The 16,484-nt window shown below is 64.5% G+C and carries 19 protein-coding genes and 1 tRNA gene; 11 read left to right on the plus strand and 9 right to left on the minus strand.

Translation table 11 applies throughout. The annotated features are described in order from the left end of the window. Window positions 1-62: 62 nt before the first annotated feature. From fliF to NTCA1_RS05370, 6 genes are all read left to right on the plus strand, one after another. Window positions 63-1,673 (plus strand): flagellar basal-body MS-ring/collar protein FliF, encoded by a 1,611-nt coding sequence (gene fliF / locus NTCA1_RS05345; protein ID WP_086491355.1) that lies wholly within the window; start codon window positions 63-65, stop codon window positions 1,671-1,673. Between the two features lie 11 nt (window positions 1,674-1,684). Next, complete coding sequence (gene fliN / locus NTCA1_RS05350) at window positions 1,685-2,047, plus strand: flagellar motor switch protein FliN (protein WP_133083512.1); 363 nt, start codon at window positions 1,685-1,687, stop codon at window positions 2,045-2,047. Then, entirely contained in the window at window positions 2,047-2,505 is a 459-nt protein-coding gene (locus tag NTCA1_RS29040) for a helix-turn-helix domain-containing protein (protein WP_086491405.1), read from the plus strand. Before fliN ends, NTCA1_RS29040 begins: the two co-directional genes overlap by 1 nt. Before the next feature lie 41 nt (window positions 2,506-2,546). Next, entirely contained in the window at window positions 2,547-4,661 is a 2,115-nt protein-coding gene (gene flhA, locus NTCA1_RS05360; RefSeq protein ID WP_086491356.1) for a flagellar biosynthesis protein FlhA, read from the plus strand. A gap of 108 nt (window positions 4,662-4,769) precedes the next feature. After that, a complete protein-coding gene (locus NTCA1_RS05365) occupies window positions 4,770-6,206 on the plus strand; it encodes a flagellar hook-length control protein FliK (protein ID WP_159829073.1) in 1,437 nt (478 codons plus the stop codon). A 12-nt stretch (window positions 6,207-6,218) separates the two neighbouring features. After that, entirely contained in the window at window positions 6,219-6,893 is a 675-nt protein-coding gene (locus NTCA1_RS05370; RefSeq protein ID WP_159829075.1) for a flagellar hook assembly protein FlgD, read from the plus strand. A 111-nt stretch (window positions 6,894-7,004) separates the two neighbouring features. Here the strand turns inward: NTCA1_RS05370 and NTCA1_RS05375 are convergent, their stop codons facing one another. The 3 genes from NTCA1_RS05375 to NTCA1_RS05385 all read right to left on the minus strand — a co-directional run bounded on the left by NTCA1_RS05375 (window position 7,005) and on the right by NTCA1_RS05385 (window position 9,137). Continuing rightward, window positions 7,005-7,217, minus strand: a complete 213-nt coding sequence (locus NTCA1_RS05375) for a hypothetical protein (protein WP_143840416.1) — start codon at window positions 7,215-7,217, stop codon at window positions 7,005-7,007. Window positions 7,218-7,684: 467 nt separating this feature from the next. After that, window positions 7,685-8,401, minus strand: a complete 717-nt coding sequence (locus NTCA1_RS05380) for a peptidylprolyl isomerase (protein WP_374705161.1) — start codon at window positions 8,399-8,401, stop codon at window positions 7,685-7,687. 28 nt (window positions 8,402-8,429) lie between these two features. After that, window positions 8,430-9,137 (minus strand): GcrA family cell cycle regulator, encoded by a 708-nt coding sequence (locus NTCA1_RS05385; RefSeq protein ID WP_159829077.1) that lies wholly within the window; start codon window positions 9,135-9,137, stop codon window positions 8,430-8,432. A 95-nt stretch (window positions 9,138-9,232) separates the two neighbouring features. On the opposite strand from NTCA1_RS05385, the gene NTCA1_RS05390 reads away from it, so the two are divergent. Next, entirely contained in the window at window positions 9,233-10,138 is a 906-nt protein-coding gene (locus NTCA1_RS05390) for an ABC transporter permease (protein WP_374705162.1), read from the plus strand. 84 nt (window positions 10,139-10,222) lie between these two features. Here NTCA1_RS05390 and hspQ read toward each other — a convergent pair whose 3' ends face one another. Beyond that, window positions 10,223-10,603, minus strand: a complete 381-nt coding sequence (gene hspQ / locus NTCA1_RS05395) for a heat shock protein HspQ (RefSeq protein WP_159829458.1) — start codon at window positions 10,601-10,603, stop codon at window positions 10,223-10,225. Between the two features lie 154 nt (window positions 10,604-10,757). Here hspQ and NTCA1_RS05400 point away from each other — a divergent pair. Together NTCA1_RS05400 and NTCA1_RS05405 are read left to right on the plus strand one after the other, a co-directional pair. Next, a tRNA-Ser gene (locus NTCA1_RS05400) sits at window positions 10,758-10,847 on the plus strand. 169 nt (window positions 10,848-11,016) lie between these two features. Beyond that, window positions 11,017-12,318 carry an integrase arm-type DNA-binding domain-containing protein gene (locus tag NTCA1_RS05405; RefSeq protein WP_159829078.1) on the plus strand — a complete coding sequence of 434 codons (1,302 nt, stop codon included), beginning with the start codon at window positions 11,017-11,019 and terminating at the stop codon, window positions 12,316-12,318. A gap of 309 nt (window positions 12,319-12,627) precedes the next feature. Here the strand turns inward: NTCA1_RS05405 and NTCA1_RS05410 are convergent, their stop codons facing one another. After that, a complete protein-coding gene (locus NTCA1_RS05410) occupies window positions 12,628-13,485 on the minus strand; it encodes a DUF3800 domain-containing protein (RefSeq protein ID WP_159829079.1) in 858 nt (285 codons plus the stop codon). Between the two features lie 192 nt (window positions 13,486-13,677). On the opposite strand from NTCA1_RS05410, the gene NTCA1_RS05415 reads away from it, so the two are divergent. Then, window positions 13,678-13,956 carry a hypothetical protein gene (locus NTCA1_RS05415; protein WP_236549112.1) on the plus strand — a complete coding sequence of 93 codons (279 nt, stop codon included), beginning with the start codon at window positions 13,678-13,680 and terminating at the stop codon, window positions 13,954-13,956. Next, window positions 13,953-14,159 carry a hypothetical protein gene (locus NTCA1_RS05420; protein WP_159829080.1) on the plus strand — a complete coding sequence of 69 codons (207 nt, stop codon included), beginning with the start codon at window positions 13,953-13,955 and terminating at the stop codon, window positions 14,157-14,159. The genes NTCA1_RS05415 and NTCA1_RS05420 overlap by 4 nt, the downstream gene beginning before the upstream one ends. 630 nt (window positions 14,160-14,789) lie before the next feature. On the opposite strand, the gene NTCA1_RS05425 is transcribed toward NTCA1_RS05420, so the two are convergent. From NTCA1_RS05425 to NTCA1_RS05440, 4 genes are read right to left on the minus strand one after another with little or no spacing between them, the layout of a single operon-like run. Continuing rightward, the gene (locus NTCA1_RS05425) at window positions 14,790-15,113 is read right to left on the minus strand and encodes a hypothetical protein (RefSeq protein ID WP_159829081.1); all 324 of its coding nucleotides are present in this window, start codon (window positions 15,111-15,113) and stop codon (window positions 14,790-14,792) included. Further along, complete coding sequence (locus NTCA1_RS05430) at window positions 15,110-15,514, minus strand: hypothetical protein (protein ID WP_159829082.1); 405 nt, start codon at window positions 15,512-15,514, stop codon at window positions 15,110-15,112. The genes NTCA1_RS05425 and NTCA1_RS05430 overlap by 4 nt, the downstream gene beginning before the upstream one ends. Next, window positions 15,511-15,837, minus strand: a complete 327-nt coding sequence (locus NTCA1_RS05435) for a hypothetical protein (RefSeq protein WP_159829084.1) — start codon at window positions 15,835-15,837, stop codon at window positions 15,511-15,513. The genes NTCA1_RS05430 and NTCA1_RS05435 overlap by 4 nt, the downstream gene beginning before the upstream one ends. Next, complete coding sequence (locus NTCA1_RS05440; protein WP_159829086.1) at window positions 15,834-16,484, minus strand: N-acetylmuramidase domain-containing protein; 651 nt, start codon at window positions 16,482-16,484, stop codon at window positions 15,834-15,836. Before NTCA1_RS05440 ends, NTCA1_RS05435 begins: the two co-directional genes overlap by 4 nt.

A 16,484-nucleotide genomic window follows, 5' to 3' on the forward strand; every position in this document is an offset into this window, starting at 1 on the left:
GTTTATCCTATAATGTCAGGGGCGACACCAGGGGGTGACGCCGCTGACACACGAGGCGACTTTTGAACCCGTTGCGGAACTTTATCGAGCAGATCGGCCCTCGCCGGGCCCTGCTGATGGGCGGCGTGGCCCTTGCCCTGCTGGTCGGACTGGGATGGATGGCCTTCCGCACCCCTGCGGCCGAGATGGGCTATCTCTATACCGATCTCGATCCTTCGGCGGCCCAGTCGATCACCGAGAAGCTGAAGGGACAGAATGTTCCCTTCCAGATTTCCGCGGACGGTACTGCGGTCATGGCGCCTGTCGACAAGCTGGCACAGCTGCGCATGTCGATGGCCTCGGAGCAACTCGGCGGCAAGATCGGCTATGAAGTGCTCGATGCCGAGGAGCCTTTTGGCATTTCCTCCTCGCGCGCGAAGATGAACGAGACGCGGGCGATCGAAGGCGAACTGGTCCGCTCGATCGAAAGCCTCGAAAAGGTCAGCAAGGCACGCGTCCATGTGGTCATGCCGGACCGCGCGATGTTCGAGACCGAACCGCGCAAGGCCAGCGCCTCGGTAACGGTGAAGACCAGCGGGCGTCTTTCGAGCGAACAGGTCCAGGCGATCCGCTATCTCGTATCCTCGGCCGTGCCCGATCTCAATCCCGAAGCGGTCTCGATCGTCGACCAGACCGGCGCGCTGCTGGCGCGGGCGGGCGAGGGCGGCGATGCCGGTGCGGGCAATCTCGAAGACCGGCAGAATTCCGTGGAAGCGCGCCTGCGCAGCGAAATCGAGGCGATGATCGAACCGATCGTCGGCCAAGGCAAGGTGCGCGCCGAAGTGGCCGCCGTGCTCGAACGCGATCAGGTGCGCGAGGAATCGGAAGTCTTCGATCCCGATACCCAGGTCATTTCCCACCAGACCACGGTGGAATCCAACAATCAGAGCGACGAGAACTCTGCCGGTGCCGAGGGCGTGACGGTGGGTTCGCAGCTCCCGGACAACCAGGGCAACGTCAACGGCAGTGGCGGCGACGCGCGCCGCTCCGCCCAGAACGAGACTTCGGAAGACACGACCTACCAGAACAGCCGCACCCAGAAGGTGGCGGTGCGCACGCCGGGCCAGGTGAAGCGCCTGACCGTGGCGGTCATGGTGGACGGCGGCCCGCAGGGCCTGCCCGCCGCGCAAGTGCAGCGTCTCCAGCGGCTGGTCGAGAACGCCGTGGGCTTCGATGCCGATCGCGGCGACAGCGTCGTGGTCGAGAACATGGCCTTCAGTGCGCCCGCCGATCTTGAAGGATCGGAAGGCGGCCTGCCCTTCGGCCTGACCTGGGACCGCATCTTCGACGTTCTGAAGATCCTGATCGTGGGCGGCATCATCCTCTTCGCCGTGCGCATGCTGAGGCCCAAGCCCGCCGAGCCGCCGCTGGTCGAAGGCGTGGTGGAGCGCCGCCTGACCGCCGACGACGCGGAAATGATGGCGCTGAACGAGCGCGCCGCCGAAGGCGACGAGGAAGCCATGCGCAAGCTGGAGGAAATGCGCGCCGAGGAAGGCGAGATGCTCGATCAGGAAATCGCGCTCGCCCAGGTCGACGGCCGCATCAAGCTCTCCGCCCTGCGCCGCATCGGTGACGCCATTTCGGCCAGTCCCGCAGAATCCGCATCCGTAATCCGTCAATGGATGAACAGTTAAAGGGTATGATCATGAGCGACGAGCTCGAGCCGCGCCAACTCGCGCCTGCTCACCTTTCCGACGAGACCCCGGCAGACCTGCCGGGCGACGATGCCGCCGTGCAGTCTCCCCGCCCCACCACGCCGCCGACGCCGGACGACCTTCAGGCCGTGTTCGACGTGCCGGTGAAGGTCCAGGCCGTACTCGGCCGGTCGCGAATGGATATCGGCGAACTGCTGCGCCTGAAGCCGGGCATGGTGGTCGAACTCGACCGCCGCGTCGGCGAACCGGTGGACATCTTCGTCAACAACCGCCTGATCGCGCGCGGCGAAGTCGTGCTGATCGACAGCACGTTGGGCATCACGCTCACCGAAATTGTCCGGCAGGAGGCATGATGCCTCCTTCCGAACACGATCCTACACGGTTCATGCTGGTGGGTGATCTCGGCAATGCGATGGGCCTGGCCGTGGAAATGGTGCGCGGTTCACCCGCCAGCATTGCCGTGGGCACCGCCAACTCCACCGTCTTCGAGGACTGGCACCGCGCCCGCAACGACCTGGTGGTGGTCGATATCGCCGTTAACCTCGACGACGTATTGTCCCGCTTGCGGGGTGAGCGCGCCGAGGGGGGCGAGGGCAGGGGGCCTTCCGTTGGTACCGCAGTTTCCGAACTCGTGGGCCAGAACATCGCCGACGTGGAGCGCGAGCTGATCCTCAAGACGCTGGAGCATTGCCGGGGCAACCGCACCAATGCCGCCTCTATGCTGGGGATCTCGGTTCGGACCATGCGCAACAAGCTGCGCACGTTCCTGTCGGACGGCGTGGCCGTGCCGCCCGGCCTGATCCGCCACTGATCGCTCCCACCTGCCACTGACTGAACACACCCGGTGACCCGATGAACGCTATCGTCTCTCAAAGGCTGGACCAGTTGCTGACGCGCCTCGGCCCCAGCCGCGATCTCGCGCTGGCGCTGGGCGTCAGTGCGATCATCGGCATGCTGATCCTGCCGATGCCGGGCTGGCTGCTCGACATGGGCCTGGCCCTGTCGATCACCGCTTCGGTGCTGATCCTGATGACGGCCCTGTTCATCGAGAAGCCGCTGCAACTGTCGAGCTTCCCGACGATCCTGCTGATCGTCACCATGCTGCGCCTCGGCCTCAACCTTGCCTCGACCCGCCTGATCCTGGGGCATGGGCATGAGGGGCACCAGGCGGCAGGCGGCGTGATCGCGGCCTTCGGCGAGTTCCTGATGGGCGGGGAGACCGTCATCGGCCTCACCATCTTTGCGATCCTCATCGTCATCAACTTCGTGGTCATCACCAAGGGTGCGGGCCGTATCGCCGAAGTGGCGGCGCGCTTCAGCCTCGATGCCATGCCCGGCAAGCAGATGGCGATCGACGCCGACCTCAATGCCGGGACCATCACCGAGGCGCAGGCGCGCGAGCGCCGCGCCGAGATCGAGGCGGAGAGCGGCTTCTACGGCGCCATGGACGGTGCCTCGAAGTTCGTGAAGGGCGATGCGGTCGCCGGCCTGCTGATCACCGCGATCAACATCGTGGTCGGCCTGATCATCGGCGTCGCCATCCACGGCGTCCCGTTCGGCGAGGCTTTCACCACTTACACCATCCTCACGGTCGGCGACGGCCTGGTCAGCCAGATCCCGGCGCTGATCGTCTCGACGGCCGCGGGCCTGCTCGTGTCCAAGGGCGGTGTGGTCGGCAAGACGGGCGCGGCGCTGGGCGAGCAGCTCGGCCGCTATCCCAAGGCCTTCGGTATCGTCGGCGTGCTGATGGGCGCGCTGGCGCTGATGCCCGGCCTGCCGTTCATTCCCTTCGCCACGCTGGGCGGGGCCTGCGGCTGGTTCGCCTGGTCGATGTCGCGCAAGGCCCAGGCCAATGCCGCGCAGGAGCGCATGCAGGAGGCCATGGCCAAGCAGCAGCAGATGGAGGCGCAGGCCGAGGAACCGATCTCGCGCACTTTGGCCATCGACGCGCTGCGCATCGAGCTGGGCTACGGCCTGCTGCCGCTGATCAACGATTCCCAGGCCGAACCGCGCCTCGACGATCAGGTGCGCGCGCTGCGCCGCCAGATGGCGATCGACTACGGCTTCGTGCTGCCTTCGGTCCGCATTCTCGACAATATGGCGCTGCTGCCGAACGAGTACATCGTCTACGTCAAGGAAACCGAGATCGCGCGCGGCGAACTGCGTATCGGCAAGTTGCTGGTGATCAACGCGGGTGGGCAGGACATCGGCATTCGCGGCGAGCCTACCAAGGAGCCGGTGTTCCAGCTTCCCGCGCTCTGGATCGACCGCGACATGCGGCAGGAAGCCGGTTTCCGCGGCCTTACCGTGGTCGACTGCGGCACGGTGGTCACCACCCACCTGACCGAGATCGTCAAGGACAACATCGCCGACCTGCTTTCCTATACCGAGACGCAGAAGCTGCTCAACGAAGTCCACAAGGATACCGAGAAGCTGATCGCGGACCTGATCCCCGGCAAGATCTCGATCTCCGGCGTGCAGCGCGTGCTGCAGAACCTGCTGGCCGAGGGCGTCTCGATCCGCGACATCCCGACGATCCTGGAAGGCGTGGCCGAGGCCACGGCGATGACCGGCAACCTCACGCAAGTGACCGAGCATGTCCGCGCCCGTCTTTCCCGCCAGATCTCGGCGCAGCAGACTTTCGACGGGACGATCCCGATCGTCACCCTGGGCGGCGAGTGGGACGAGGCATTCGGCGAGGCCATCATCGGCCAGGGCGACGACCGCCATCTGGCCATGGCGCCCTCGCAGCTCCAGGCCTTCATCGCCTCGGTCCGCGACACTTACGATCGCCTCGCAGGACAGGGCGAGATCCCCTGCCTGCTGACCAGCCCGCCGCTGCGGCCTTTCGTGCGCTCGATCATCGAACGCGTGCGCCCCGCCACGGTCGTGCTTTCGCAGAACGAGATCCATCCACGCGCCCGCCTGCGCAGCCTCGGCTCGGTGGGCTGGACGGCAGTGAGTTGAGTGGCGGGGCCGACAGGTCCGACGAACAGGGGAGATGCGACCGGTCGGGCCGCGATCCCTCTATGATGAAGTGATGGCCGCAATCTGTCGGCCGGGAGACGTCCAGTAATGCCGGTTTCCGTGAATTCCCTGTTTCCGATGGCCGCCCAGGCAAGCGGCGGCGCCTCTGCGGCGCCTGCGGCGGACAGCCTTGCCGGTGGCGGATCGCTCAAGAGCGCAAGGCAGGCGACGGGCTCGTTCCAGTCGCTGCTGGGTGCCGCGCAGGCGGTCTCCGGCAAGCCCTCCGGGACAGCGAATGCGCCCTTACCCGATGCGCAGGCGACCGCCGATCTCGCGGCAGCTCCGGCTGCCGATGCCCTTTCCGGTGACGCCGCGCTTCTGCCGCAGGCCGAATTCGAACTTCCGGTTCAGCAGGCGGTTTCCGCCGATACCCGGCCGGTGGGCCTGGGCGTGGCGGCAAAGCCCGCTGCATCCGCGCACGCACCCGCTGCCGAGCACATCAAGCCGCACGTCGCTGCGGACCAGCCGGTCCTGCCGGAACTGGTGAAGCAGGCGGCCTCGTCCGGCGATAGTGCAGGGGACCAGGCGACACAGACGGTTGAAGCGGAAGGTGCCGACGGCGATCAGGCCCCGGCCGATGCAGAGGCACCTGCGACCCGGCACGATGCCGAAGTTTCTGACCTCGTCCTGCCCGTCCAGACCAATCAAGCCGCGCCGCCCCAGACGGCCGCCGCATCTCTCCAACCGCAACTCGCGGTCGTGCAGCCGCCCGTGCATGACGATGCCGCTGCTCCCGCGACCGAGGCCGGCAAGGACAAGGCCGAGAGCGCGGTGGCGACCTCCGGCAAGACTTCCGCCAAGCTGGCGAAGGCGGGCGCGCCTGCCGGTTTCGAACGCACCGTGCAGGAGCCTTCGGGGGCACGCGCCCAGAATGTGCCGACCACCGCTGCCGGTCCCGCCGATGCCGCGCCGGATCAGGGCGCATCCTCGGCCGATGCCAACCTTTCGGCGCCGCTGTTCACCCAGACCCTGACCGGCACCGCCGCGCGCCCATCCGCGCTGCCTTATGCGCCCGCCGCCCAATCGACGCCGCAGAGCGCCACGGTTGCCGTGCAGCAGGGCCAGTTCGGCAACGACATCGGCGTCGAGATCGCCCGCGCGCTCGACAAGGGCAGCGACGACCTGCTGATCCGCCTCGATCCGCGCCACATGGGCCGGATCGACGTGCGTCTCTCGTTCGATCACGACGGCGTCCTGCGCGCCGTCGTCTCGGCGGATAGCGCGTCCTCGCTGGACATGCTGCGCCGCGAAGCCACCGACCTGAACCGCGCGCTGGCCGACGCAGGCGTACGCTCCGACGGGCAATCCCTGCGCTTCGACAGCCGCTCGGGCGGTCAGGGCGGCGGGCAGCGCTGGCAGGGCGAACAAGGCCGCCAGGCGGGGCTTCAGTCCCAGGGCGGCGGTCTTTCCGATGGCTTCGGCGGGAGCGACGACCCGATCTACCGGCCGCTGAGGAGCAGCGGCCATGTCGATCTCATGGCATAAGGCACCAGAGCAATGACCACCGTTTCAGGCACTTCGTCCACGGCGACGAACGATACCACAGCAACCTCCTCCTCCGGGCTGCTGTCCGACTACAACCTGTTCCTCAAGCTGCTGACCACGCAGATGACGAACCAGGATCCGCTCGATCCGATGGACACCTCGGAATATACGCAGCAGCTGGTGCAGTATTCGCAGGTCGAACAGTCGATCCAGCAGACCGGCAAGCTCGGGGATATCCTCGGCCAGCTTGCTTCGCAGCAGATGTCGGCGGCTTCGAACTATATCGGTCGCGAGGCGCGTTTCGATTCCCCGGTAGCCGGTCTCGGCGATGCGCCGGCGCAGTGGACCTACTACGTCGAGGGCACGCCTGCCGCGATCACGGCGGAGATCAAGGACTCCTCGGGCAAGGTGGTCAACACCGTGACGCTCGATGCCGAGGCGCAGGGCTCCTACAAGTGGGACGGCACCAAGGCGGATGGCTCCAAGGCCGAAAACGGCGCCTACACGCTCTCCGTGAAGGCCACCGACAGCGCGGGCAATACGCTGGACACCACGATCAACTCGGTCGCCATCGTCAATGACGTGGTGACCGACGGCACCAACATCATGCTGGGCGTGAACGGCATCCGCATGTCGGCCTCCGGCCTCGTCGCGATCGCGGCGGCAGGGACCAATATCGACAGCTGAGGATCTGCCGGGGAAGTGTCCGAGAGGGCGCTTCTCCGGCCTCGCGGTCGCTGAACCGTATGGAAACAGAAAAGCCCCTGAACCGCATTTCGGTTCAGGGGCTTTTCTCGTTCAGGACTGGCCCACCGTACTGCGACAGTCGCTGCTGCCGAGCGGCGCCGCCATGGGCGGGCTCTCCGACGCCTGGAGCGCCACGTCCAGCCTGGTGCATCCCGGCACCCGGTCGGGCAAAGCCAGGATCATCAGGCAGTCCGCGATCGACGGATCGTCGATAGGACCGATCAGTTCGTCCACGTCCTCGTAGGACATGTCCGACTGGCTCATGCAGCGAAGCGCGGCCGCCTGCCAAAGCTGAGACGTTGAATCAACTCTCACCTTCAGCGAGAACCAGAACTCTTCGTGCGAAACGACATTTGGACCGGCCTCGCCGGCGCAATTGAAAGGTAAATTTTCTATCATCGCACTCTCAACAGTACATCAGACCGAATAGATGCAGTCCGTGCCCCCGGACCTGAGAGGGAATTCCACAACCCCTGCCGGAGCAATGGCTGGAGGACCCAGTACAACCAACTAAGGGATTTCCCGTATTCGGTCAGAAACACAGTAAACTATCTCTTACCACCGCCAGGTGAGACGATGGAGCCGGGGATAGGGCGCCTATGCGACGTTGAAATTACAAGATAATCGAAAGACCGCTAAAGCCCGCGAAAGGCGGATTGCTCGCGGCAGCTAACGCTCCGTCAGCCGGTGAATTCTTGGTAAGGGGGGAACCATCAGGCTCCCGGGAACTCTCAGGGGGCTGGCGGCGGGCCGGAGACGCGGCGTGCGCTGACAATCTTGACCATGGGGTCCAGCATCTGCCCCTTCATCACGCCTTCGCCCTTGGTCGACGAGCGCGGCTCGTCCCAGATCTTGCGAACCACGTCCATCCCGGCGACGACATGGCCGAAGGCGGCAAATCCGGCGCGGCTGTCGGGATCGGCAGCCTCGGGCTTTGCATCCAGCGAAGGAATGTCGCCCAGCATGATGGTGAAGTCGGCCGTGGCGCTGCCCGGGGCGAAGCGTGCCATGGAGATCGTCCCTGCCTTGTGACTGAGGCCGGTCGCGCTGGTTGGCTCATGGGCGACCGGGGGGAAGACGTTCACGCCCTGAAGGCCGCCCTGCAACAGTCCGTTGGGCTGATCGCCCCAGTCCAGGTGCATGGCCCGGTAGAAGTTTGCACCGTCGAACCTTTTGGCGTCCACATATTTGAGGAAGTTGGCGACGGTCAGCGGTGCATGGGTCTTGTCGAGGTCCAGCACGATCACGCCCGCGCTGGTGGTGAGGGCGACGTAGACATGCTCGGCCGGCACCGGGGCAGTGGCTGGCACCGGGGCAGTGGCCGGAGCAGGCGCCTGGGCCGGAGTCTGGGCTTCTTGGGCCAGAGCAGATGCGGCCGGGCCCAGAAGCAGACCGGCGGCAAACAGAAAAGGCGCGGCGGCCAGTCGGCCTGCGAACAGAACCGGCAACCTGGCTTGCCGCGCCTTCGTCATGGGATCAGCGTACCCGCGGGCCGCCGAACGGCAGCGGCGGAGGAGGACGGCGCGCGCCGCGCGGCAGCTGGGCCTGATAGGCGCGGCCGCAATGTTCGACGCAATAAGGGAAGCCGGGGTTCACCTTTTCGCCGCAGAAGTGGAAGTCCGGCTCGCCGGGGTGGCCCATCGGCCAGCGGCAGACGCGGTCGCTCAGATCCAGCAGGCTGGTCTTGTCGGCGATGTCCGCGCTGGGCTTGGCGGGAACGAGACGGCGGGGCGGCGCGGGCGGGATCGGCTGCTGCTGATCGCCGGGGCCCTGCCGCAGGAAGCCGCCGGGGCCGACCGAAACCACGCGCGGTCCCTTGGGCGCTGCCGGAGCGGCATCCAGAGCACCGGGGCCGGCCGCAGCTGCGGGCGCCGCCGGTTCGGGAGCACGGGGCGCCGGGGCGGCAGGCGGCGGCGCGGCGCGCACGACAGGCGCCTCCGCCTTGGGTTCCGGCACTGCGGGCGCGGCTTCGACCGGCTTGGGCTTCTTGGGCGCGGGCGCAGGGCGCGCGGGCTTCTCGTTGGCCTTTACCGGGGAAGGGCGGGCCTTGAGGCCGAGGCGGTGGGCCTTGCCGATCACTGCGTTGCGGCTGACGCCGCCAAGCTCGTCCGCGATCTGGCTGGCGGTAGCTCCGCCCTCCCACATCTTGGTCAGCTTCTCGATCCGCTCGTCCGTCCAGCTCATTCGTGTTCCATCTCTTGACCGGGCGACGTGAGAATCGCCCCAAAATTCCGTGGCGCGGCTTGCCTTGGAAAGCCGCAGCCGATACTCGCCGGTCCATGCCCGATCAAACGAATTCGACCGAACTGCCGACGTCCGACGGGACCATGCCCGAAAGCATCGCGCCCCGGACCGTTTCGGCCCGCCAGTTCCCGGCGAAGGGAGAACCCCTGATCCATCAGGTGAACTGGGAGGGGCTCAAGACCCTTTATATGAAGGAGGTCAGGCGCTTCTTCAAGGTCCAGACCCAGACGATCTGGGCACCGGCGATCACGACCTTGCTATTCCTGGTGATCTTCACCGTGGCGATGGGCCGGGGCGGGCGCGAAGTGCTGGGCGTGAACTTCGCCACTTTCGTGGCGCCGGGCCTGATCGTCATGGGCATGATGCAGAACGCCTTCGCCAATGCCAGCTTCTCGTTCCTGGCGGGCAAGATCCAGGGCACGATCATCGACTATCTGATGCCGCCGCTGAGCGAAGGCGAACTCATGCTGGCGATGACCGGGGCAGCCGTGACCCGCGCCGTGCTGGTCGGCCTTGCCCTGACCGGCGCCATGCTGCTTTGGCCGGGCGTCGATCTGTCGGTCGCGCACCCCTGGGCGGTGGTCTGGTTCGGCCTGACCGGATCGATCTTCCTCTCGCTGCTGGGCTTCCTCTCGTCGATCTGGGCGGAGAAGTTCGATCACAACGCGGCGGTTACCAACTTCGTGATCGCCCCGCTCTCGCTGCTTTCCGGCACCTTCTACGTGATCGACAACCTCGCCCCCTCTTTCCAGGCGATCAGCCGCCTGAACCCGTTCTTCTATGTGATTTCCGGCTTCCGCTTCGGTTTCCTGGGCGTCAGCGACATCGGGGACACCAATATGGCCGTCCTCCACAGCGCGCTCGGCATGGGACTGCTGGACGCGGCGCTCGCCGCAGTGGTCTACCTGGTCCTGCGTTCGGGCTGGAAGCTCAAGGGCTGAAACTCCGTCAGGATGTGTGGAATACAAGAAGGCCCCGGTCGCTGGCGACCGGGGCCTTCTTGTATTCCAGTGCCTGTAGCGGCCTCAGTGTGTGAGGCCGCGCCGCAGATGGTATCGCCCGTCTTCGAAGTCGTCGAAGATCTGCGAGAGCGAAGGGTGGTCGACAGGGCCGCCTTCGGAATCCCCCATCAGGTTCTGCTGACTGACATAGGCGACGTAGCTCGATTCCTCGTTCTCGGCGAGCAGATGGTAATAAGGCTGGTCGCGCCGGGGCCGCACGTTGAGCGGGATGGATTCGTACCACTCTTCGCTATTGGCGAAGACCGGATCGATATCGAAGATGACACCGCGAAAGTCGTGATTCCTGTGGCGAACGACATCCCCGATCGCGAATCGAGCGCGCGTTTCACGCGGCGCATTGATGATGCGACCCGCCGTATGGGAAAAAAAAGACGCCTTGTTCATAAGGGAAATATAGGTTTCCTGCGGCTTGCTCACAAGCAACGCTTGTGGACAATCCCCATTTTTTGAAAACAGGGGCTTGGCAAGTCCGATCGACCGGGCTATCGGCGCGCTTCCCGACCCGATGGAGACCTTCCATCGCTATCGCATCTCTAGCGGAGAGGTGGCAGAGTGGTCGAATGCGCTGCACTCGAAATGCAGTGTACGGGCAACCGTACCGTGGGTTCGAATCCCACCCTCTCCGCCACTTACCCATCCAGATCAGCCCCAAACAGTCCCGCAAGGGGCTGATTTCGTGCGTTCTGTCGGCTATACCTTGTCCCAATCGGTCCCGTTTTGTTCCTTCCCTGCAAGGGGTATCGTGGGGTACAAGGCGGGGTATTGCGGAAAGGAGGGGGTACGATACCCCGAGGCGCATGCTGACAGACAAGGAAGTGAAAAACGCCGAGCCGCGCGACAAGCCTTATAAGTTGTCGGACGCGAATGGTCTCTATCTCTATGTCGCGAAGACGGGCTTGAAGTCCTGGCGCTTCAAGTTCCGCCTCCATGGGCAGGAGAAGCTTCTCACCTTCGGGCCCTATCCCGAGGTCAAGCTGAGCGAGGCGCGCGCGAAACGCGATGAGGCCCGGCAGCGCATCCGCAACGGGGAAGATCCGTCCGGAGCGCGGAAGCGCAAGCAGGAGGAGACCAGGAGGGCGCGCTTCGAGGCAGCACAGGCGCTGAGCTTCGAGACGATCGCCCGCACCTGGCACGAACAGTACAAAGATCGCTGGACACCGGTTCATCAGGCCGATGTCCTGCTGTCGCTCGAACGCGACATCTTCCCCTTCTTCGGCACCCTTCCGCTGGCGGAGATCGATTCTCCCACCATCCTGCGGGTCCTGCGGGTGGTCGAGGACCGCGGAGCGATCGAAACGGCGCGGAGGCTGCGCCAGCGCGTGTCGGCCGTGTTCGTCTATGCGATCGGTGAGGGCATCGCGACGGTCGACCCCGCGGCGGTCGTGCTCAAGGCGCTGAAGCCCATGCCCAAGGCGGGGCGGCAGCCGGCGCTGGCCAACCCGACGGAAGGTCGCAAGCTGCTGAAGGAGGCGGAGGCGAGCGCGGCGTCGCCTATCACCAAGCTCGCTTCGCGGCTCCTTGCGCTCACTCAGGCCCGGCCGGGAATGGTCTGCGCCGCCGAATGGAGCGAGTTCGAGGGCATCGACTGGAGCGACCGCCAGTTCGGGCCGTTCCAGCCGCTATGGCGGGTCCCGGCGCACAGGATGAAGCTGAAGGTCGATCAGAAGGACGAAGAGGTCTTCGAGCACCTGGTGCCGCTGTCCTGGCAGGCTGTCGACGTGCTGCGCGCCGTGCGGCGGCTCACCGGCCGGGGGCGGCTGGTATTTCCTGGGCATCGAAGCAGCGGGCGCCCGCTCAGCGGCAACGCGATGAGCTACCTCTACAACCGCGTGGGCTATCACGGGCGGCACGTCCCGCACGGCTGGCGCGCGACCTTCTCCACCACCATGAACGATCTGGCCAAGAAGCGGCGGCGGCTGGACGATTCGGACGTCATCGAGCTGATGCTCGCGCACGTGCCGGAGAACAAGGTGAAGGCGGCCTATGACCGCGCCGGGCACATGGAACGCCGCCGCGAGCTGTCTCAGGAGTGGGCCGACATGCTCATGAAGGGCATGTGCCCAGCCGATGACATTTTGGCCGGACCCCGCCGTAACTGACCGATATCCTTTCTAACCGAAAGACAAGAGGAGCTGATATGAATTAAGTTTCGACCGCTCGCAGCTGCTTCAGCTGCTGACGATTTAGCGACGAAGTCGAAGGAAAGGGATTCCTTTACAGTGGTTTAACCTTAACCTCATGGAATCTTTGGATGAATCTTGACATTGTTCGTTGCTTGTTCTATATGCGGCTACGGTAGGCAACGCTGGATAAGCCTAGTGGCTTGAGGAAAGAACAAGCTGCCCCTTGAGTGACGGTTGCCCTTAGGATGGCATCCTAACAGCACGCAAGGTTCGGGTGCCGGGGGCCTACCACCTTGTAAAATCATACCCGTAGAATTCGAAAATTCTCTTCTGATCGGTGGTCAGATCGGCTCTCCACGCTGGGGTTGGAAAGAGTGCCACCCCAAAATCGCGATGCGATCCTGCTTCCTTCGGAAGGATTGGAGCCAAGGTTTTGGCGGGCTCCACGTCCCAAACTCCTGGTCCCCCGCAATCGATAGCCTGATAGAAGGCGCTCGCCACATAATCGGCAAGTTGCAGGCCCGCGCGCTCCTGATGAGGAAAAGCGGCCATCAGATCCCAGTCTAGCATGGCCATCACTGGCTCGCGCTTTTTCAGATAGACCTGCCCCCCCTGCTGCTGTTGACCCAGATAATATTGGTAGGCCGCCGTTTGGCTGTATCTAATGCCGCCGCGCTCTGAGAATTCGATTTTTATCAGCTTGCTTTCGCCATGATCTTTCATCGTTCGAGCCGCGCAAAAGGCTGTAACGCGTTCAAGTAGAAGACGAATGCAAAAGTTATAATACCATTGTTGAGATGGCATTTTAGCCGCCCTGGCATTGTGATAGCCGCGCATATTCTTTTTGTTAGAACATATGGCGAATGCTCGGACTGGGAGTCTTGCGATTTGTTCGCCAGCCGAGATTTTTCTGGTCGGTGACAGGGTGCGGTAATGCAGGTCATTGCGCTGCCTCACACCAAGGTTGGAAATAATATCTTGGGTCCAATTGAGAACGTGAGGTTCGCGTTTTGCCTGCATGACAACTGCGCTCAAGACCAGCCACTCACTCGCGCCGTTCTGATCGATTGGACGAACGCGCTTTAGACCGGGATCACCAGCTTCATCGATGTACGCGACGTAACCGTATTCTTTATCGCTCAAAGACATTCGGAGATTGGAGCCGGAAAAGTACTTCAGAGTCAACTTGCTAAGTTGAAATAGCTAAGTCCTTCGAGACGGAGCGAGTTGGAGAGAGTAGGGAAATTGAACAAGCTTGTTTGAAGCGACGAAATGGCTGACGGCGACACCGCACGTCGATCCGGCACCGCGGTCCCTTTCCAAATATGAACAAATATGGAACAACGCGAAACGCTTTGGGACGATTCGGGACGGTTTGGTATGGGTGTTCGGGAAGTCAGCGCTGCCGACGTGATACCTTTCGGCACATGGCTGGTCGCTCAGCAGGGCCGGGTCGGCTTCATCGGCGGCCTAGCCGAGGCGGCGGCTGGGGACCCGACGTTTCCGTGCGCCGGGGACATCGAAGATGCCCGGAAATGGCTCCAGCGGCGCATGGCCAGCGGAGACGACTGGGAGGCGCTGGACGACGCCGAACTCGATTGGCTATCCCTGTGAGCGCCGTTGTCCACGCCTACCCGCGCGAAGGCTTCCTGCTCAATTCGGGGCAATGCCGGGAGCCCAGCGAGGACCGGCTGTCGCTTTGCCTGAGGCCCAAGGGCCATGATGGAGACCATGAGATGGTCTGCTGGGAGGGCTTCCGGGTCCGGTCGCCCTGGGGAGACGGCATGACGATCCCTTTCCGCGGCTTCACAAGCTGAGACGATAACTGAAAAGGCCCGAGGCCTCTGATTGCCCCGGGCTTTCAAGTTTGGGTCGCCTTGCACTTTCGCGCAAAAGGGTGGCCTTGGCAGGTAACAGAGTTACTTCCTGAGGACCGGCGACAAAATGTCGCAAGTCACAAAAGGTTCCAATGCCTTATCGATTTTTAATTCGGCGCCTTTTTGGAAGTGGTAATTCGGTGACACATGAGAATCGGTCAGGAGTTTCCCTGATGCATGTCGAGCACCTCTATCTACTGTTTGCCGCCGTCGTGTTCGGAGTTTCGTTGGCCGCTATAGCCATACTCGCGGACGGAAGCCTTGGTCCTGGCATCCGCCGAATATTGGCTGCGCTTGGCTGCTGTGTGATCCTGGTGGGCGTCGTGGCCCTATGAAGCGAAGAGGCCGTCCCCCGCAAAAGGGACGGCCTCACACTCGGTGCAACCGGGGGTTAATCCGCCGAGGTGATGGATTAACATGTGACAAGGGCGGTTGTTCCCTCCCTGGGAAATGATACCTTTCCTGAGGCTGCGGCAGCGCGGATGGACGCGCCCGCTCAAGTCACCGCTTCGGCGGTCGGGTCAGGTGAAACGAGATAGCCTGACAGCCGGTGTCGAGCCCGGTCCGCAGCTACCTCTCAGACGCCGTAGCACCACCCCGCGCTGCGGCGTCATCTGGTAGAGCGGGAGGGCATACGATGCCCGGCATTCCCAAGCGCGCCAGATAACGACAGATGCGCCCGCCAGAATCGCTGACCGCCTTGCTCCATGCGCGATCCGCCGACTGGTAGTTCGCGGCGGCAGTCGGGTTTTCCGGGTCGAGCGCGGCGGGCGGGATCTTCGGGCGCGGCGCGGTGATTGCCGCGACGTCCGCCGCGCGCGGAAAGTCGAGAGCGGGACACGTCTTGCACCCGGCGAGGAGCAGGGCGAGCGAGAGGGCGGCGAGGCGGATCATCGGCAATGCTCCTGATATTCGGACATCTTCGCCAGCTCGGCCGCCGTGTAGTCTTCGCGGGCAATGGCGCAGTTGAGGGCGAGGGCCTGCGGCGCGGTCGTGGCGCGCGCTTCGGGTGGCTTGGCGGCTTCCGTCGCGGCGGCCTGCGCGATCGCCGCGTCGCGCTGGTCGCGGAGCCGCTGGTTCTCGAAGGCGTCGGCCACATTCTCTTCTGCCGACTTCTCGCGCCCAGCCGCACCGGCAGCCGCGCGCGCCTGGTCGTGCTGCTCGATCGCCGCCGCGTTGTCGAAATGGTTCCAGACGAGGAAGCCGACCAGCGCCGCGCCGCCGCCGATCAGGATCCACGCTTCGCCCGGCAGGCCGCCGAGCCACTTCCACGCCGTTTTCGCGAGCGGGATCATGGCTGGCCCTCCACCGGCACCGGCGCATCAGGACCGTTGACCACCTGAACCGGTTGGGGCTCGGCAATCGGGGTGGACTGGCACAGCTGGTCCGTCAGCTTCTCCCGCTCCCGCCCGCCGGACAGCGTGACGAGGGCCGACAGCACATCGGCCAGCTTCACCAGCGCGCCGCCGACGATCGCGGACTGCACGCTTTCGGCCCAGTCCGGCATGTGCCGAGCGAAGGCCAGCGAGGCGATGATGGCGAGGATGATCGCTATGATCCCCCCGCCGATCAGCATGAGGACGAGCCGGTCCCCGTCGCGGTCGCACTTCGTCGTCATGCCATCGCCGCCGCGAGCTTGGTGTGGTAGCCGTCCTTCGCGTAGGCGGGGCCGTTGTAACCCTTGGCGAATGCGCGGCAGGCATTCGGGTCGGTGCTCAGGGCGCGCAGCTCGTCCACCAGGCCGAAGACTTCGATGTATCGGGCTAGCAGCTCGTAGTGGGCGGCCTCGCTGCCCACGGTCGAGAACGCCAGCTCGTAGGGATTGGCGAAGCCGAACTCGTCCCACCATTTGCCGAGCACCTGGAACTTGCCCCACGAGCACGAGGCGAAGGCCGCGTCCGGGTCCTTGCCGCAGGCGAGCCCGAGCTTGTCCCAGCTATCCTCGCGGTAGCCGCCCGCGCTGGGGTTGCTGAACGAGCTCACGGACCACTTGCCCTTGGTCTGCCGGTGGAACAGGTGCCGCTCGAACAGGATCTTGGGGCGACCGTTTCTGTCGTACCCGCCGCCGGAGCTTTCGACCTTGGCGACAGCGTTGATCTGCTTGACGCTGCATCCCAGCCGCGCGGCGAAGGCGGCGATCTCCCCGGCCGTCACGGCTGGGGCGTGCATGTTCGTGAATCGAGAACGGAGCGCTTCCCGGCTGATCGGGCCGAAGATGCCATCGTCGGTGACGCCGAGAGTGCGCTGAAGAGAGCGGGGGTCCAT

The sequence above is a fragment of the Novosphingobium sp. TCA1 genome (assembly GCF_009811895.1).
In the GTDB taxonomy this organism is placed as follows: Bacteria; Pseudomonadota; Alphaproteobacteria; order Sphingomonadales; family Sphingomonadaceae; genus Novosphingobium; species Novosphingobium panipatense_A.

Bases quoted from the DNA above. Each gene is read 5' to 3' on its own strand.
- fliN (WP_133083512.1), top strand. From the start codon at position 1,685: ATGAGCGACGAGCTCGAGCCGCGCCAACTCGCGCCTGCTCACCTTTCC.
- NTCA1_RS05390 (WP_374705162.1), top strand. From the start codon at position 9,233: ATGCCCGATCAAACGAATTCGACCGAACTGCCGACGTCCGACGGGACC.
- NTCA1_RS05370 (WP_159829075.1), top strand. From the start codon at position 6,219: ATGACCACCGTTTCAGGCACTTCGTCCACGGCGACGAACGATACCACA.
- NTCA1_RS05430 (WP_159829082.1), bottom strand. From the start codon at position 15,514: ATGATCCCGCTCGCGAAAACGGCGTGGAAGTGGCTCGGCGGCCTGCCG.
- NTCA1_RS05415 (WP_236549112.1), top strand. From the start codon at position 13,678: ATGGAACAACGCGAAACGCTTTGGGACGATTCGGGACGGTTTGGTATG.
- hspQ (WP_159829458.1), bottom strand. From the start codon at position 10,603: ATGAACAAGGCGTCTTTTTTTTCCCATACGGCGGGTCGCATCATCAAT.
- NTCA1_RS05425 (WP_159829081.1), bottom strand. From the start codon at position 15,113: ATGATCCGCCTCGCCGCCCTCTCGCTCGCCCTGCTCCTCGCCGGGTGC.
- NTCA1_RS05385 (WP_159829077.1), bottom strand. From the start codon at position 9,137: ATGAGCTGGACGGACGAGCGGATCGAGAAGCTGACCAAGATGTGGGAG.
- NTCA1_RS05375 (WP_143840416.1), bottom strand. From the start codon at position 7,217: ATGAGCCAGTCGGACATGTCCTACGAGGACGTGGACGAACTGATCGGT.
- NTCA1_RS05365 (WP_159829073.1), top strand. From the start codon at position 4,770: ATGCCGGTTTCCGTGAATTCCCTGTTTCCGATGGCCGCCCAGGCAAGC.
- NTCA1_RS05435 (WP_159829084.1), bottom strand. From the start codon at position 15,837: ATGACGACGAAGTGCGACCGCGACGGGGACCGGCTCGTCCTCATGCTG.
- NTCA1_RS29040 (WP_086491405.1), top strand. From the start codon at position 2,047: ATGCCTCCTTCCGAACACGATCCTACACGGTTCATGCTGGTGGGTGAT.
- NTCA1_RS05440 (WP_159829086.1), bottom strand. From the start codon at position 16,484: ATGGACCCCCGCTCTCTTCAGCGCACTCTCGGCGTCACCGACGATGGC.
- flhA (WP_086491356.1), top strand. From the start codon at position 2,547: ATGAACGCTATCGTCTCTCAAAGGCTGGACCAGTTGCTGACGCGCCTC.
- NTCA1_RS05405 (WP_159829078.1), top strand. From the start codon at position 11,017: ATGCTGACAGACAAGGAAGTGAAAAACGCCGAGCCGCGCGACAAGCCT.